The organism is Vibrio rhodolitus (genome assembly GCF_003350325.1).
Taxonomy (GTDB): domain Bacteria; phylum Pseudomonadota; class Gammaproteobacteria; order Enterobacterales; family Vibrionaceae; genus Vibrio; species Vibrio rhodolitus.
The window spans coordinates 1-15858 of the sequence record NZ_QLYZ01000034.1; the positions used below are offsets into that span (position 1 = coordinate 1).

13 protein-coding genes are annotated in these 15858 nt (G+C 46.3%); 11 read left to right on the forward strand and 2 right to left on the reverse strand.

Annotated elements, in window-relative coordinates; translation table 11 throughout:
- From DPF93_RS20525 to rpoC, 9 genes are all read left to right on the forward strand, one after another.
- Positions 1-240, forward strand: a 240-nt coding sequence (locus DPF93_RS20525; RefSeq protein ID WP_483050734.1) for an EF-Tu C-terminal domain-related protein, incomplete at its 5' end; no start/stop codon positions are given.
- Positions 241-516: 276 nt separating this feature from the next.
- Positions 517-897: a preprotein translocase subunit SecE gene (secE, locus tag DPF93_RS20530; RefSeq protein ID WP_075651602.1), complete on the forward strand. Its 381-nt coding sequence runs from the start codon at positions 517-519 to the stop codon at positions 895-897.
- Positions 898-910: 13 nt separating this feature from the next.
- Positions 911-1459, forward strand: coding sequence for a transcription termination/antitermination protein NusG (nusG, locus tag DPF93_RS20535; protein WP_075651604.1), 549 nt, complete (start codon positions 911-913; stop codon positions 1457-1459).
- 144 nt (positions 1460-1603) lie between these two features.
- Positions 1604-2032: a 50S ribosomal protein L11 gene (gene rplK, locus DPF93_RS20540; protein WP_075709031.1), complete on the forward strand. Its 429-nt coding sequence runs from the start codon at positions 1604-1606 to the stop codon at positions 2030-2032.
- A gap of 4 nt (positions 2033-2036) precedes the next feature.
- Entirely contained in the window at positions 2037-2738 is a 702-nt protein-coding gene (gene rplA, locus DPF93_RS20545) for a 50S ribosomal protein L1 (protein ID WP_075715914.1), read from the forward strand.
- A 300-nt stretch (positions 2739-3038) separates the two neighbouring features.
- Positions 3039-3533 carry a 50S ribosomal protein L10 gene (rplJ, locus tag DPF93_RS20550; protein ID WP_114767880.1) on the forward strand — a complete coding sequence of 165 codons (495 nt, stop codon included), beginning with the start codon at positions 3039-3041 and terminating at the stop codon, positions 3531-3533.
- A gap of 57 nt (positions 3534-3590) precedes the next feature.
- On the forward strand, positions 3591-3956 hold the full coding sequence (rplL, locus tag DPF93_RS20555; protein WP_114767881.1) for a 50S ribosomal protein L7/L12: 366 nt from the start codon (positions 3591-3593) through the stop codon (positions 3954-3956).
- A 244-nt stretch (positions 3957-4200) separates the two neighbouring features.
- Complete coding sequence (gene rpoB, locus DPF93_RS20560) at positions 4201-8229, forward strand: DNA-directed RNA polymerase subunit beta (protein ID WP_114767882.1); 4029 nt, start codon at positions 4201-4203, stop codon at positions 8227-8229.
- A 104-nt stretch (positions 8230-8333) separates the two neighbouring features.
- Entirely contained in the window at positions 8334-12536 is a 4203-nt protein-coding gene (gene rpoC, locus DPF93_RS20565) for a DNA-directed RNA polymerase subunit beta' (RefSeq protein ID WP_114767883.1), read from the forward strand.
- 299 nt (positions 12537-12835) lie between these two features.
- On the opposite strand, the gene rsd is transcribed toward rpoC, so the two are convergent.
- On the reverse strand, positions 12836-13330 hold the full coding sequence (gene rsd / locus DPF93_RS20570) for a sigma D regulator (protein WP_114767884.1): 495 nt from the start codon (positions 13328-13330) through the stop codon (positions 12836-12838).
- Positions 13331-13507: 177 nt separating this feature from the next.
- Between rsd and nudC the strand changes: the two genes are divergently transcribed.
- Positions 13508-14296, forward strand: coding sequence for an NAD(+) diphosphatase (gene nudC / locus DPF93_RS20575; RefSeq protein ID WP_114767885.1), 789 nt, complete (start codon positions 13508-13510; stop codon positions 14294-14296).
- Positions 14297-14553: 257 nt separating this feature from the next.
- Positions 14554-15621 carry a uroporphyrinogen decarboxylase gene (gene hemE, locus DPF93_RS20580; RefSeq protein WP_114767886.1) on the forward strand — a complete coding sequence of 356 codons (1068 nt, stop codon included), beginning with the start codon at positions 14554-14556 and terminating at the stop codon, positions 15619-15621.
- 39 nt (positions 15622-15660) lie between these two features.
- Here the strand turns inward: hemE and DPF93_RS20585 are convergent.
- On the reverse strand, positions 15661-15858 hold a 198-nt coding region (locus DPF93_RS20585; RefSeq protein WP_164675408.1), incomplete at its 5' end, for an integrase core domain-containing protein.

Genomic DNA, 15858 nt, shown 5'->3' on the forward strand with positions numbered 1-15858 from the left:
AGAGGTGGTCGTCACACTCCATTCTTCAAAGGCTACCGTCCACAGTTCTACTTCCGTACAACTGACGTAACTGGTGATATCTCTCTACCAGAAGGCGTAGAAATGGTAATGCCAGGCGACAACATCCAAATGACTGTTGAGCTAATCGCACCAATCGCAATGGACGAAGGTCTTCGTTTCGCGATCCGTGAAGGCGGCCGTACAGTAGGTGCTGGTGTTGTTGCTAAGATCTTCGCTTAATTCATAGAATTGCGGAAGTCTTCGGAAAATCTTTTGAATAAGATTTGACGAACCAGTAGCAAAAAGGGCATCATTTGATGCCCTTTTTCTGCGCTAAACATAATGTTTGCTGATTTCTTGTCCAAGCAGATGTTAAGCAGGATTTTTTTGACAGGGGCTTATGTTTCGGTCAAAGAAAAGAGTACGTCAATTTATTTTAAATTGCCGTTTCATGGATTTGCCCTGCAACAGCGGGGTTGTTGTCGTCTATATTAAGACTTGTGACAGGTTGGTTTTATGAAAGCAAATAATGCTGAAACTCCTGAAAGCTCAAATGGCGCAGATATCTTTAAGTGGATTATCACTTTTGTTCTGCTAACTGCCGCTGTTGTGGGTAATTACCTGTATGGTGATATGTCTGTAGTGGTTCGCGCTGCAGGTGTTGTTGTACTAATTGCTGCTGCACTTGGTGTTGCTGCTACAACAACTAAGGGTAAAGCTGCGATCGCATTTGCGAAAGAATCTCGCATGGAAGTGCGCAAAGTTGTTTGGCCAACGCGTCAAGAAACTCTGCAAACGACGCTGATCGTTTTAGCTGTAAGTATTGTAATGGCTCTAGCACTATGGGGTATCGACGGCATTATGGTTCGTTTGGTAGCTCTAGTAACTGGGGTATAGAGGGTTTATTTACATGAGTGAAGCTCCTAAAAAACGCTGGTATGTAGTTCAAGCCTTTTCTGGATTTGAAGGTCGTGTAGCTCAATCTCTACGTGAGCATATCAAAATGCATGCTATGGAAGAGCTATTCGGTGAAGTACTTGTCCCTACTGAAGAGGTAGTGGAGATCCGCGCTGGGCAACGTCGTAAGTCAGAGCGTAAGTTCTTCCCAGGTTACGTCCTAGTTCAGATGATCATGAACGATGAATCATGGCACCTAGTGCGCAGTGTTCCGCGTGTCATGGGCTTCATTGGTGGTACCTCTGATCGTCCAGCTCCTATCACTGATAAGGAAGCTGACGCGATTCTTAACCGTCTTGAGAAAGCGAGTGAAGCGCCTCGTCCACGTACTATGTACGAAGCGGGTGAAGTGGTTCGCGTTACTGACGGTCCATTCGCTGACTTCAACGGTACTGTTGAAGAAGTGGATTACGAGAAGAGCCGCATGAAAGTGTCTGTATCGATCTTCGGTCGTGCAACACCAGTTGAGCTTGAATTTGGTCAAGTGGAAAAACTTGATTAAAAAAACACCTTACAAAGGCTTGTTTAAGGCGCGGATTATGACTATAATTTCGCGCCTTTTTACTTCTCCCTGAAGTAAAAAGTTTTGTTATAAACGGGGAGCTGATCAGTGGATTAGCGCTAGAACCCAAATTTAGGAATTATCATGGCTAAGAAAGTTGAAGCTTACATCAAGCTACAAGTTGCAGCTGGTATGGCGAACCCAAGTCCACCAGTTGGTCCTGCACTAGGTCAACACGGTGTTAACATCATGGAATTCTGTAAAGCGTTCAACGCAAAAACAGAATCTCTAGAGAAAGGTCTACCAACACCAGTTGTAATCACTGTTTACAACGACCGTTCTTTCACATTCATCACTAAGACTCCACCTGCTGCGACTCTTCTTCTGAAAGCTGCTGGTCTTAAGTCTGGTTCAGGCCGTCCAAACACTGACAAAGTGGGTACTGTAACTGAAGCTCAAATCCAAGAAATCGCAGAAACTAAAGCTGCTGACATGACTGGTGCTGACATTGAAGCGATGAAGCGTTCTATTGCGGGTACTGCTCGTTCAATGGGCCTAGTGGTAGAGGGTTAAGATCATGGCAAAACTTACTAAGCGCATGCGCGTAATTCGCGAAAAAGTTGACGTAACTAAAGAATACGAAATCAACGAAGCTGTAGCTCTTCTTAAAGAACTAGCAACTGCTAAATTCGTTGAGTCTGTTGACGTTGCTGTTAACCTAGGTATCGACGCTCGTAAATCTGACCAAAACGTACGTGGTGCAACTGTACTACCACACGGTACTGGTCGTGATATCCGCGTTGCTGTATTCACTCAAGGTGCAAACGCTGAAGCTGCTAAAGAAGCTGGCGCTGACCTAGTGGGTATGGAAGATCTAGCTGAGCTAGTTAAGAAGGGCGAAATGAACTTCGACGTAGTTGTTGCTTCTCCAGATGCAATGCGCGTTGTTGGTCAACTAGGTACTATCCTAGGTCCTCGCGGTCTTATGCCAAACCCTAAAGTTGGTACTGTAACTCCTAACGTTGCTGAAGCTGTTAAGAACGCTAAAGCTGGTCAGGTTCGTTACCGTAACGACAAGAACGGTATCGTTCACACAACAATTGGTAAAGTGTCTTTCGACGCAGAACAATTGAAAGAGAACCTAGAAGCACTTCTAGTTGCTCTTAAGAAAGCTAAGCCATCTTCAGCGAAAGGTACTTTCCTGAAGAAAGTAAGCATCTCTACTACAATGGGTGCTGGCGTTGCAGTTGATCAGGCTACTCTGAACACTCAAGCTTAATTTATTTGATTAGGCGCGAAATTTGTGTATAATTTCGCGCCTAATATTTGTGGTTGGGGCTGAACATTGGTTCGTTAAACTTCTTGTGAGTTTAGTTTGAATTATGACCCAGTCTCCGTCCAAGACCGTAGGTGTCTGAGTTTATTTTATAAATAAAGACTTAATCATCCTACGTAGATGGTGCCCGAACTGACAGAAAGCTCTATGCAAATAGTTACCTTTCTTCTGGGAAGCACCTAAATAGCTCTCACTGTTGTGATAATAGTGAGTGGTGTAATAACAACCAGGAGTAAATCCAAGATGGCTTTAAACCTTCTAGACAAAAAAGCAATTGTTGCTGAAGTCAACGAAGCTGCCAGTGGTGCACTTTCTGCAGTTGTAGCTGATTCTCGTGGCGTTGCTGTTGGTGCAATGACTACTCTACGTAAACAAGCTCGTGAATCGGGCGTTTACCTACGAGTTGTTCGTAACACTCTAGCACGTCGTGCAGTTGAAGGTACACAGTACGAGTGTCTAACTGACACTTTCACTGGTCCTACACTAATCGCATTCTCTAACGAGCACCCAGGTGCTGCAGCGCGTCTTTTCAAAGACTTCGCTAAAGAGAACAAAGATTTCGAGATCAAAGCTGCTGCATTTGAAGGCGCTCTAACTGACGCTGAAGTACTAGCGACACTACCAACTTACGACGAAGCGATTGCACGCCTAATGATGTGCATGAAAGAAGCTTCTGCTGGCAAGCTGGCACGTACTATCGCTGCTATCCGCGACCAAAAAGAAGAAGCAGCGGCATAAGCCTTGCTTTTTACTGGTTGCTTAATAAACTTATTGTTGACTTAAAAGAGAATTGTTATGTCTATTACTAACGAGCAAATCCTAGACGCAATCGCAGAAATGTCTGTGATGCAAGTTGTTGAACTAATCGAAGCTATGGAAGAGAAATTCGGTGTTACTGCAGCTGCTGCTGTAGTTGCTGGTGGTGCTGCTACTGAAGCTGCTGCTGAGCAAACTGAATTCGACGTTATCCTTGCTTCTGCAGGCGCTAACAAAGTTGCTGTTATCAAAGCAGTACGTGGCGCAACTGGCCTAGGTCTTAAAGAAGCTAAAGCTCTAGTAGACGGCGCTCCAGCAGCACTTAAAGAAGGTGTTGACAAAGCTGAAGCTGACGCACTTAAAGCTCAGCTAGAAGAAGCTGGTGCTACTGTTGAAGTTAAGTAATTATTACTTAATTTCCTAGCCGAAAGGCTATTGGCTGGTGGTTTAATGACCACCGGCCTTTTTGCGCTGTAGGGTACAGGTGAATTTTCCCGCTGTTTAAGCACCTCTATCTGAGCAAAAAACATCGCATTCACTCCAGAATGTTATGTCACTACAGTAAACAGTTGTTAGTCACTGTCCCTCCCCACCGCCCAAGGTGAAAGGCGGACAGTTTGGGTCACTTATCAGCGAGCTGAGGAACCCCATGGTTTACTCTTATACCGAGAAAAAGCGCATCCGTAAGGACTTTGGTACTCGTCCACAAGTTTTGGACATTCCATACCTGCTATCGATCCAGCTCGATTCGTTCGAAAAATTTATCGAACAGGATCCTGAGGGACAATACGGTCTTGAGGCTGCTTTCCGTTCTGTATTCCCAATCCAGAGCTACAACGGCAACTCTGAGCTGCAATACGTTAGCTACCGTCTTGGTGAGCCAGTATTTGATGTTAAAGAATGTCAAATCCGTGGCGTAACGTACTCAAAGCCACTACGCGTGAAACTACGCCTAGTTATTTTTGATAAAGACGCGCCAGCAGGCACCGTTAAAGACATCAAAGAACAAGAAGTCTACATGGGCGAAATTCCGCTTATGACAGACAATGGTACCTTCGTAATTAATGGTACCGAGAGGGTTATCGTATCCCAGCTGCACAGAAGCCCTGGCGTTTTCTTCGACAGCGATAAAGGTAAGACCCACTCATCAGGTAAAGTTCTATACAACGCACGTATCATTCCTTACCGTGGCTCATGGTTAGACTTTGAGTTCGATCCTAAGGACAACCTGTACGTACGTATCGACCGTCGTCGTAAACTGCCTGCGTCTATCATCCTGCGTGCACTTGGTAAGACTACCGAAGAGATCCTTGATCTATTCTTCGAGAAAGTGAACTTCCAAGTGAAAGATCAAACTCTAATGATGGAGTTGATCCCTGATCGTCTACGTGGTGAGACTGCTTCGTTTGATATCGAAGCAAACGGCAAAGTTTACATTGAGCAAGGTCGTCGTGTAACTGCGCGTCATATTCGTCAGCTTGAAAAAGATGGCATTGACCACATCGAAGTACCAGTAGAGTACATCGTTGGTAAAGTTGCATCGAAAGATTACATCAATGAAGCGACTGGCGAGATCATCGTTGGTGCAAACCAAGAAATCAGCTTGGAAGCACTAGCTAACCTATCTCAAGCTGGTCACAAAGCTCTAGAAGTTCTATTTACGAACGATCTAGACCACGGCCCATTCATGTCAGAAACACTACGTATCGACAGCACTGTTGATCGTATTTCTGCACTGGTAGAAATCTACCGCATGATGCGCCCTGGCGAGCCACCAACGAAAGAAGCTGCAGAAGCTCTATTCGAAAGCCTATTCTTCTCAGAAGAGCGCTACGATCTATCAACTGTTGGCCGTATGAAGTTCAACAGCTCGATTGCGCGTACTGATGCAGAAGAGCAAGGCACACTAGATGAGCAAGACATCATCGAAGTGATGAAGAAACTGATCGCGATCCGTAACGGTATCGGTGAAGTCGATGATATCGACCACCTAGGTAACCGTCGTATCCGTTCTGTTGGTGAAATGGCTGAAAACCAATTCCGCGTTGGTCTTGTACGTGTTGAACGTGCAGTGAAAGAGCGCCTAAGCCTTGGTGACCTTGATGCAATCATGCCTCAAGATCTAATCAACGCTAAGCCTATTTCAGCAGCGGTTAAAGAATTCTTTGGCTCTTCACAGCTTTCACAGTTCATGGACCAAAACAACCCGCTTTCAGAAGTTACGCACAAACGTCGTATCTCTGCATTGGGTCCTGGCGGTCTTACTCGTGAACGCGCTGGCTTCGAAGTACGTGACGTACACGTAACTCACTACGGTCGTCTATGTCCGATCGAAACGCCAGAAGGTCCAAACATCGGTCTGATCAACTCTCTATCTGCGTTTGCGCGTTGTAACGAGTACGGTTTCCTAGAGACTCCATACCGTCGCGTTGTAGATGGCGTAGTAACAGACGAAGTAGATTACCTATCTGCAATCGAAGAAGGTCAATTCGTTATCGCTCAGGCGAACACGGTTCTGGCTGAAGACGGTACATTTGCAGAAGAGCTGATCACAGCTCGTCAAAAAGGTGAATCTGGTCTTCACCCTCGTGAGCACGCTCAGTACATGGACGTTGCGACGAACCAGGTAGTATCAATTGCAGCATCGCTAATCCCGTTCCTAGAACACGATGACGCGAACCGCGCTCTAATGGGTGCGAACATGCAACGTCAGGCAGTTCCAACACTGAAAGCTGACAAACCTCTAGTAGGTACTGGTATCGAACGTAACATCGCTGTTGACTCAGGTGTAACTGCAGTAGCGAAACGTGGTGGTGTAATCCAGTCTGTAGATGCTTCTCGTATCGTTGTTAAAGTGAACGAAGAAGAATTGATCCCTGGCGAAGCAGGTATCGATATCTACAACCTAACTAAATACACTCGTTCTAACCAGAACACTTGTATCAACCAGCGTCCATGTGTGATGCCAGGTGAACCAGTGGCTCGTGGCGACGTTCTAGCTGATGGTCCTTCAACAGACCTAGGTGAACTAGCTCTTGGTCAGAACATGCGTATCGCGTTCATGCCTTGGAACGGTTACAACTTCGAAGACTCGATCTTAGTATCTGAGCGCGTAGTTCAAGAAGATCGTTTCACGACTATCCACATTCAAGAACTATCTTGTGTGGCGCGTGATACTAAGCTTGGTGCTGAAGAGATCACAGCTGACATTCCAAACGTAGGTGAGTCTGCTCTATCTAAACTAGATGAGTCAGGTATCGTTTACATCGGTGCGGAAGTGAAAGGCGGTGACATCCTTGTAGGTAAAGTAACGCCTAAAGGTGAAACTCAGCTAACTCCTGAAGAGAAGCTACTACGTGCTATCTTCGGTGAGAAAGCGTCAGACGTTAAAGACACGTCTCTACGCGTACCAAACTCAGTTTCAGGTACTATCATCGACGTTCAAGTATTTACTCGTGACGGTGTTGAAAAAGACAAACGTGCACTTGAAATTGAACAGATGCAGCTGAAAGAAGCGAAGAAAGACCTAACTGAAGAATTCCAGATTCTTGAGGGTGGCCTTCTAAACCGTGTTCGCGCTGTATTGATCGAAGGTGGTTACTCTGAAGCGAAACTAGACACGACTGATCGTAAGAAGTGGCTAGAGCTAACGCTTGAAGATGATGCTCTACAGACTCAGCTTGAGCAACTAGCAGAGCAGTATGACGAGCTACGTGCAGACTTCGATAAGAAGTTTGAAACTAAGCGTCGTAAGATCACACAAGGTGATGATCTAGCACCTGGCGTACTGAAGATCGTTAAGGTTTACCTAGCGGTTAAACGTCGCATCCAGCCTGGTGATAAGATGGCGGGTCGTCACGGTAACAAGGGTGTAATCTCTAAGATCAACCCTGTTGAAGACATGCCATACGATGAAACTGGTCAGCCAGTAGATATCGTACTAAACCCACTGGGTGTACCTTCGCGTATGAACATCGGTCAGATCCTAGAAGTACACTTAGGTCTGGCAGCGAAAGGTATCGGTGACAAGATCAACAAGATGGTGAAAGAGCAGCAAGAACTAGCGAAATTCCGCGAATTCCTGCAAAAAGTTTACGATCTAGGCGAAACTCGCCAGAAAGTAGACATTGCTTCTCTATCTGATGCAGAAGTGCGTACACTGGTTGAAAACCTACGTGGTGGTCTACCAATCGCGACTCCTGTATTCGATGGTGCACCAGAATCATCAATCAAAGCGCTACTAGAGCTAGCAGACCTTCCAACGTCTGGTCAGCTAACGCTGTTTGATGGTCGCACAGGTGATGCGTTTGAGCGTCCTGTAACTGTAGGTTACATGTACATGCTGAAACTGAACCACCTTGTTGATGACAAGATGCACGCTCGTTCAACTGGTTCGTACAGCCTAGTAACTCAGCAACCACTTGGTGGTAAAGCTCAGTTCGGTGGTCAGCGTTTCGGTGAGATGGAAGTATGGGCACTAGAAGCATACGGTGCTGCTTACACGCTACAAGAAATGCTAACCGTTAAGTCGGATGACGTTAACGGCCGTACTAAGATGTACAAAAACATCGTAGACGGTAACCACAGCATGGAACCTGGCATGCCAGAATCGTTCAACGTACTGTTGAAAGAGATTCGCTCGCTAGGTATCAACATCGAGCTAGAAGACGAAGAGTAATCTCTTATCTCCCCAAGCTAAGGCTTGGGGAAGTAAAAGCGATTATTAGGTAGAAGGTGCTCACTTAACGGTGGGCTCCTTTTAACTCCTTACAGGAGCTGATTGTGAAAGACTTATTAAACTTTCTAAAAGCACAGCATAAGACCGAAGAATTTGATGCAATCAAAATCGGTCTATCTTCACCAGACATGATCCGTTCATGGTCTTTCGGTGAAGTTAAAAAACCTGAAACGATCAACTATCGTACGTTCAAACCTGAACGCGATGGTCTGTTCTGTGCGCGTATCTTTGGTCCAGTTAAAGACTACGAATGTCTTTGTGGCAAATACAAGCGCCTGAAGCACCGTGGTGTTATCTGTGAGAAGTGTGGCGTAGAAGTTACACAAACTAAAGTTCGTCGTGACCGTATGGGCCACATCGAGCTTGCATCACCAGTTGCTCACATCTGGTTCCTAAAATCACTACCGTCTCGTATCGGTCTACTAATGGATATCCCTCTACGTGATATCGAACGTGTTCTTTACTTCGAAATGTACGTAGTAACTGAACCAGGTATGACTGATCTAGAAAAATCTCAGATGCTGACTGAAGAAGAGTATCTGGATCGTCTAGAAGAGTGGGGCGATGAGTTTACTGCTAAGATGGGTGCAGAAGCGATCAAGGACCTACTAGGTTCTATGGATCTGCACGCTGAAGTTGAGCAGATGCGCGAAGAGCTAGATACAACTAACTCTGAAACTAAGCGTAAGAAACTTACTAAGCGTTTGAAACTGGTTGAAGCGTTTATCTCTTCAGGTAACAACCCTGAGTGGATGATCCTTACTGTACTTCCAGTTCTTCCGCCAGATCTACGTCCACTAGTACCACTAGATGGCGGTCGCTTTGCGACTTCAGATCTGAACGACCTATACCGTCGTGTGATCAACCGTAACAACCGTTTGAAGCGTCTTCTAGAGCTTGCTGCTCCGGACATCATCGTACGTAACGAAAAACGTATGCTGCAAGAGTCTGTTGATGCGCTACTAGACAACGGTCGTCGTGGTCGTGCGATCACAGGTTCGAACAAGCGTCCTCTGAAATCTCTTGCTGATATGATCAAGGGTAAACAAGGTCGTTTCCGTCAGAACCTTCTAGGTAAACGTGTAGACTACTCAGGCCGTTCTGTAATCACAGTTGGTCCATACCTACGTCTACACCAGTGTGGTCTTCCTAAGAAGATGGCACTTGAGCTGTTCAAGCCATTTATCTACAGCAAGCTAGAGACTCGTGGTCTTGCGACTACAATCAAAGCTGCTAAGAAGATGGTAGAGCGTGAAGAAGCGGTAGTTTGGGATATCCTAGACGAAGTAATCCGTGAACACCCAGTACTATTGAACCGTGCACCGACACTTCACCGTCTAGGTATCCAAGCGTTCGAACCAGTACTAATCGAAGGTAAAGCGATCCAGCTACACCCACTAGTGTGTGCGGCATACAACGCGGACTTCGATGGTGACCAAATGGCGGTTCACGTGCCTCTAACTCTAGAAGCACAGCTTGAAGCTCGTACTCTGATGATGTCGACGAACAACATTCTGTCGCCAGCGTCAGGTGATCCGATCATCGTACCTTCTCAGGACGTTGTATTGGGTCTGTACTACATGACTCGTGACAAGATCAACGTGAAAGGCGAAGGTATGTACCTAGCAAGCCCTGCTGAGGCTGAAAAGGCATACCGTACTAAGACTGCTGAGCTACACGCTCGTGTTAAAGTTCGTATCACTGAGACTGTTAAAGACGAAGACGGCAACAGCACAACAGAAACTAAGATGGTGGATACCACTATCGGTCGTGCAATGTTGTGGCAAATCGTGCCAGCAGGTCTACCGTACAGCATCGTTAACCAAAAACTAGGTAAGAAGCAAATCTCTAACCTACTTAACGAAGCGTACCGTAAGCTAGGTCTGAAAGACACGGTAATCTTCGCTGACCAAATCATGTACACAGGTTTTGCTTACGCGGCACTTTCTGGTGTATCAGTTGGTATCAACGACATGGTTGTTCCAGCAGCTAAGTACACTGAAATCGCAGCAGCGGAAGAAGAAGTACGTGAAATTCAAGAACAGTACCAATCTGGTCTTGTAACTGCGGGCGAACGCTACAACAAAGTGATCGATATTTGGGCATCGACCAACGATCGCGTAGCGAAAGCGATGATGGAAAACTTGTCTTACGAGACAGTTATCAACCGCGACGGCGAAGAAGAACAGCAAGAATCGTTCAACAGCATCTACATGATGGCTGACTCGGGCGCACGTGGTTCTGCAGCTCAGATTCGTCAGCTAGCTGGTATGCGTGGTCTGATGGCTCGTCCAGATGGTTCGATCATCGAAACGCCGATCACTGCGAACTTTAAAGAAGGTCTAAACGTACTTCAGTACTTTATCTCAACGCACGGTGCTCGTAAGGGTCTTGCGGATACGGCACTGAAAACAGCGAACTCGGGTTACCTAACTCGTCGTCTAGTAGACGTAGCACAAGACGTTGTAGTAACTGAACATGACTGTGGCACTCACGAGGGTGTTGACATGATGCCTCACATCGAGGGTGGTGATGTTAAAGTTGCTCTAACTGAACTTGCTCTAGGTCGTGTAGTTGCTGAAGACATTCTTAAACCAGGTACAGAAGAAGTTCTGATCCCACGTAATACTCTAATCGATGAGAAGTGGTGTCAGATCATGGAAGAGAACTCAGTAGACAGCATTAAAGCTCGTTCTGTAGTTACTTGTGATTCTGACTTCGGTTGTTGTGCACAGTGTTACGGTCGTGACCTAGCACGTGGTCACCTAGTGAACCAAGGTGAAGCAGTTGGTGTTATCGCTGCTCAATCTATCGGTGAACCAGGTACACAGCTAACGATGCGTACGTTCCACATCGGTGGTGCGGCATCTACTGCAGCAGCAGAGAACAGCATCCAAGCGAAGAACAACGGTTCTGTTAAGCTTCACAATGCGAAATTCGTAATTAACAAAGCTGGTAAGCTAGTAATCACATCTCGTGCTTCTGAGCTAACCATCATTGATGAATTCGGTCGTACGAAAGAGAAGCACAAACTGCCTTACGGTTCGACACTAAGCAAAGCAGACAACGACGCAGTTCAAGCTGGTGAAACAGTAGCGAACTGGGAAGCGCACACAATGCCAATCATCACTGAAGTAGCTGGTCGCATCCAGTTCGTAGATATGATTGATGGTGTGACGGTTTCTCGTCAAACTGACGACCTAACTGGTCTATCTTCAAGTGAAGTAACTGACGCTGCAGCTCGTCCATCAGCAGGTAAAGATATGCGTCCAGCTATCAAACTTGTCGATGAGCAAGGTAACGATGTAATGATCCCTGGTACTGATATGCCAGCTCACTACTTCCTGCCTGGTAAAGCGATCGTGAACATTGAAGACGGCGCAGAAGTAGGTGTGGGTGATACGCTAGCACGTATTCCACAGAAATCAGGCGGTAACAAGGACATCACGGGTGGTCTACCACGCGTAGCTGACCTATTCGAAGCTCGTAAGCCGAAAGAGCCTGCGATCCTTGCTGAGCACACAGGTACTGTGAGCTTCGGTAAAGAAACGAAAGGTAAGCGTCGTCTAGTGATCACTCGCGAAAGCGGTGAAGCTTACGAAGAGATGATTCCTAAGCACCGTCAGTTGAACGTGTTCGAAGGTGAGAAAGTTGAACGTGGTGACGTTATTGCAGATGGTCCAGAGACTCCGCATGACATCCTACGTCTACGTGGTATCCACGCAGTAACTCAATACATCGCTAACGAAGTACAAGAAGTTTACCGACTACAAGGCGTTAAGATTAACGATAAGCACATTGAGACTATCGTTCGTCAAATGCTACGTAAGTGTACTATTACACACGCAGGTGACTCTGAGTTCCTACCTGGCGAGCAAGTTGAATACTCACAAGTTAAGATTGCTAACCGTAATCTAGAAGCTGAAGGCAAAGAGCCTGCACGTTTTGAACGTGACCTTCTAGGTATCACTAAAGCATCTCTAGCGACTGAGTCGTTCATCTCTGCGGCATCGTTCCAGGAGACAACTCGCGTACTAACAGAAGCTGCGGTTTCTGGTAAGCGTGATGAGCTACGTGGTCTGAAAGAAAACGTAATCGTTGGTCGTCTAATCCCAGCGGGTACTGGTTTCGCATACCACCAAGAGCGTCAAGCTAAGCGCGCAGAAGAGCAAGAAGGTCCATCAGCAGAACAAGCTACTGATAACCTAGCGGCACTTCTAAACGCAGGCTTCTCATCAGAAGACTAATTCGTCGCTGATAAAGAAATAATAAAAGGCACCTTCGGGTGCCTTTTTTGCGTTTGAGGGTAATGGAACGCTCAACAGAGTTGAGCTTACGGAGCGCCAAGCGTAGCTTGGCTACGGGATGCCGCCAAAAATTTAGATGTGAGATCCGAGATTGGAGAATTGAAAGCAATCGAATAAAGCAAGGCGGACGCTTTGCGAGATATATTCCGTAGCGCAGCGTTTTGTAGCCCAACAAGGTTGGGCGTCCCTATTTCTATAGCCCAGCTCGGCTGGGCGTTTCAATACCGATGCGGCAATTCCTACGCGCCTGGCGGCACCGCAAGGCTATCGGCAATCAGTTGGATCAGATGATCTTCTACCCCAAAACGGATTTCTAGTATCTCACCGACATTCGATAGGTCAGCATCAAAATCATCCAGCGTATCGTCGTCACTGACATCGGCATACTTATCGGTAAAGTTAAGCAGTGGGTCGGTGGTTAAGACGATTTTCGCGTAAGCGGAGTTGATTTCATCGGTGGCTTGAAAGCCGGTTGAGCGCCATTGATCCATTACCATATCGTAGATCTTAAAGTGACCTTCAGAGATATAGTCGACCAAGTGTTGGCAAAAATTTTGTAGTTCGGTAGGAGTTGGCAGCGAAGAAAGTGGTGTTTTCTGACTAGCGGGTTGAAGTGCGGCAAGCTTACAGTACTCGACAATCAGTGACTGACGAGTCTCTAACCAATGGTCAATGACCTCACTTGAGCCACCCCACTGTTCCTGTGTTTGTTGGAATTTTTTTAGCATGACCATGCCCTCATGATCTAATCACACTCCGGTGATTATGAAGCTTTGCAACGCAAAGCGATGATAGATTCAAAACCTATTGTCCTTACCAAATTTGTAGCCAAAAAATTCAATAGATACAAACTCTGGTATGAAATTAGATTGCCAGTAAAATGGATCAACTGCAAGTAAAGAGGGACGGTAATGAGCGAGAAGGGTGAAGTTTGCTTAGAACAAAAAGCCTATTGGTGTGTGGTTTCTGGCAGTGATATATGGCTAGTTGCAGGAGAGTTGCCCCTTGGCACCGCTAAGCAGTTTGGCTTTGATAGCGAGAAAAGTGTCTGCATTGGTGAGTATAACGCTCTGCCCGTCGTGTGGCTTAACGATCAAGATGTCGAGCGCGAACTGCCACTGACATCACTACGTGAATGTTTAGGCTTCAGCGATGAGCTGTTTTTGATGATCAGCAAAGCCGTGCAATATGGTCATATGTCGCAGAGCATGCGTTTTTGCCCGCAATGCGGTGGGCGCAATCATCTCAATCACAATCAGTTGGCGATGCAGTGTGGTGAGTGTCGCACTCTTCATTACCCGCGAATCTTTCCGTGCATTATTGTCGCAGTGCGTAAGCACGATCAGATCTTACTCGCTCAGCACCCACGTCATCGTAATGGTATGTATACCGTGATCGCTGGCTTTCTCGAAGTGGGGGAAACGTTGGAGCAATGTGTTGCTCGTGAGGTGCTCGAAGAAACAGGCATTGCGGTGACCAACATTCGCTATTTTGGCAGTCAACCATGGGCTTTCCCTTCAAGTATGATGATGGGATTTCTCGCCGATTATCATTCTGGTAACGTCAAACCTGACTACACTGAGCTCAGTGATGCACAGTGGTTTTCAATCGATCAAATGCCACCTGTCGCGCCACAAGGCACCATTGCACGCGCCTTGATTGAGCAAACCCTTGAAGATATTAAAAACGCATCTTGCTGAAATTTAGGTAAAAAAAACCCTCCGAGAGGGAGGGGGTAAGTAAGATGTCGTTATGAGATGCCGAGTACTAGGTACTCGGTTAATTATTGTAGTTTTCGCTAGCGAGAGAATTTTTAACACTGTTATGAGTAGGGTGCAAATTAACCACTGAATAAAAAGTTAATAACTTGATCTAGGTTGCAAAGCACTCGGCTTTTGCGAGCAAAACAGTGTTAGAATACGGGCGTTAAAATAAGGCCCAAGATTGGAAAAGCATAATGACAGAATTAAAAAATGATCGTTATCTGCGTGCGCTACTAAAAGAGCCAGTAGATTACACCCCAGTATGGATGATGCGCCAAGCAGGTCGTTACCTACCTGAATACAAAGCAACGCGCGCCCAAGCGGGTGATTTTATGTCACTGTGTCGCAACGCAGAGCTAGCTTCGGAAGTGACTCTTCAGCCATTGCGTCGTTTCCCACTCGATGCGGCTATTTTGTTCTCTGATATTCTGACCATCCCAGATGCAATGGGACTTGGTCTGCGTTTTGAAACTGGTGAAGGTCCGGTATTTGATAAGCCAATCACCTGTAAAGCAGATGTCGAGAAGATCGGTATTCCTGATCCTGAAGGCGAGTTGCAATACGTAATGAATGCAGTACGCCAGATCCGTAAAGATCTACAAGGTGAAGTGCCACTGATTGGTTTCTCTGGTAGCCCATGGACGTTGGCGACCTACATGGTCGAAGGTGGTAGCTCGAAAGCTTTCACTAAGATCAAGAAGATGATGTACGCAGAACCGCAAACGCTGCACCTGCTGCTTGATAAGCTAGCAGACAGCGTGATTGAGTATTTAAACGCACAGATCAAAGCCGGTGCGCAATCTGTGATGGTATTTGATACTTGGGGTGGTGTATTAACCCCGCGTGACTACAACCTGTTCTCACTGCAGTACATGCACAAGATCGTTGATGGTTTGATCCGTGAAAACGATGGTCGCCGCGTACCTGTGACGCTATTCACTAAGAACGGCGGCATGTGGCTTGAGCAGATCGCAGCAACAGGTTGTGATGCGGTCGGTCTCGACTGGACCATCAATATTGCTGACGCTAAAGCGCGCATTGGCGACAAAGTGGCGCTGCAAGGCAACATGGACCCATCAATGCTGTACGCCTCACCTGAGCGTATCCGTGAAGAAGTCTCTTCAATTCTTGAAGGTTTTGGTGATGCAGGTACTGGTCATGTGTTCAACCTAGGTCACGGTATCCACCTAGATGTGCCGCCTGAAAATGCTGGTGTCTTTGTGGAAGCGGTGCACGAGCTATCTAAGCCGTACCACAAATAATAAGTTTGACCCGTCCTGATATGGGTTGACACTTTTTAGTTAAAACGCTCGGTGTACTTCATCGGGCGTTTTGTATTTTAGCGCTGTATGAGGCCTCATCTGATTATAGATTTCTACTGACTCAGCGACCATTTTTCTTGCTTGAGCTACATCTTTAGGCTTTCGCAAGAGATATTCCATTTTCAAAATGCCGTTCACCCTCTCTGCCAACGCATTCTGGTAGCAGTCATACCCATC

Excerpts from the sequence above, each read along its gene's own strand:
- rpoB (WP_114767882.1), top strand. The coding sequence starts at position 4,201 with ATGGTTTACTCTTATACCGAGAAAAAGCGCATCCGTAAGGACTTTGGT.
- nudC (WP_114767885.1), top strand. The coding sequence starts at position 13,508 with ATGAGCGAGAAGGGTGAAGTTTGCTTAGAACAAAAAGCCTATTGGTGT.
- hemE (WP_114767886.1), top strand. The coding sequence starts at position 14,554 with ATGACAGAATTAAAAAATGATCGTTATCTGCGTGCGCTACTAAAAGAG.
- rsd (WP_114767884.1), bottom strand. The coding sequence starts at position 13,330 with ATGGTCATGCTAAAAAAATTCCAACAAACACAGGAACAGTGGGGTGGC.
- rplA (WP_075715914.1), top strand. The coding sequence starts at position 2,037 with ATGGCAAAACTTACTAAGCGCATGCGCGTAATTCGCGAAAAAGTTGAC.
- rplL (WP_114767881.1), top strand. The coding sequence starts at position 3,591 with ATGTCTATTACTAACGAGCAAATCCTAGACGCAATCGCAGAAATGTCT.
- nusG (WP_075651604.1), top strand. The coding sequence starts at position 911 with ATGAGTGAAGCTCCTAAAAAACGCTGGTATGTAGTTCAAGCCTTTTCT.
- secE (WP_075651602.1), top strand. The coding sequence starts at position 517 with ATGAAAGCAAATAATGCTGAAACTCCTGAAAGCTCAAATGGCGCAGAT.
- rplK (WP_075709031.1), top strand. The coding sequence starts at position 1,604 with ATGGCTAAGAAAGTTGAAGCTTACATCAAGCTACAAGTTGCAGCTGGT.
- rplJ (WP_114767880.1), top strand. The coding sequence starts at position 3,039 with ATGGCTTTAAACCTTCTAGACAAAAAAGCAATTGTTGCTGAAGTCAAC.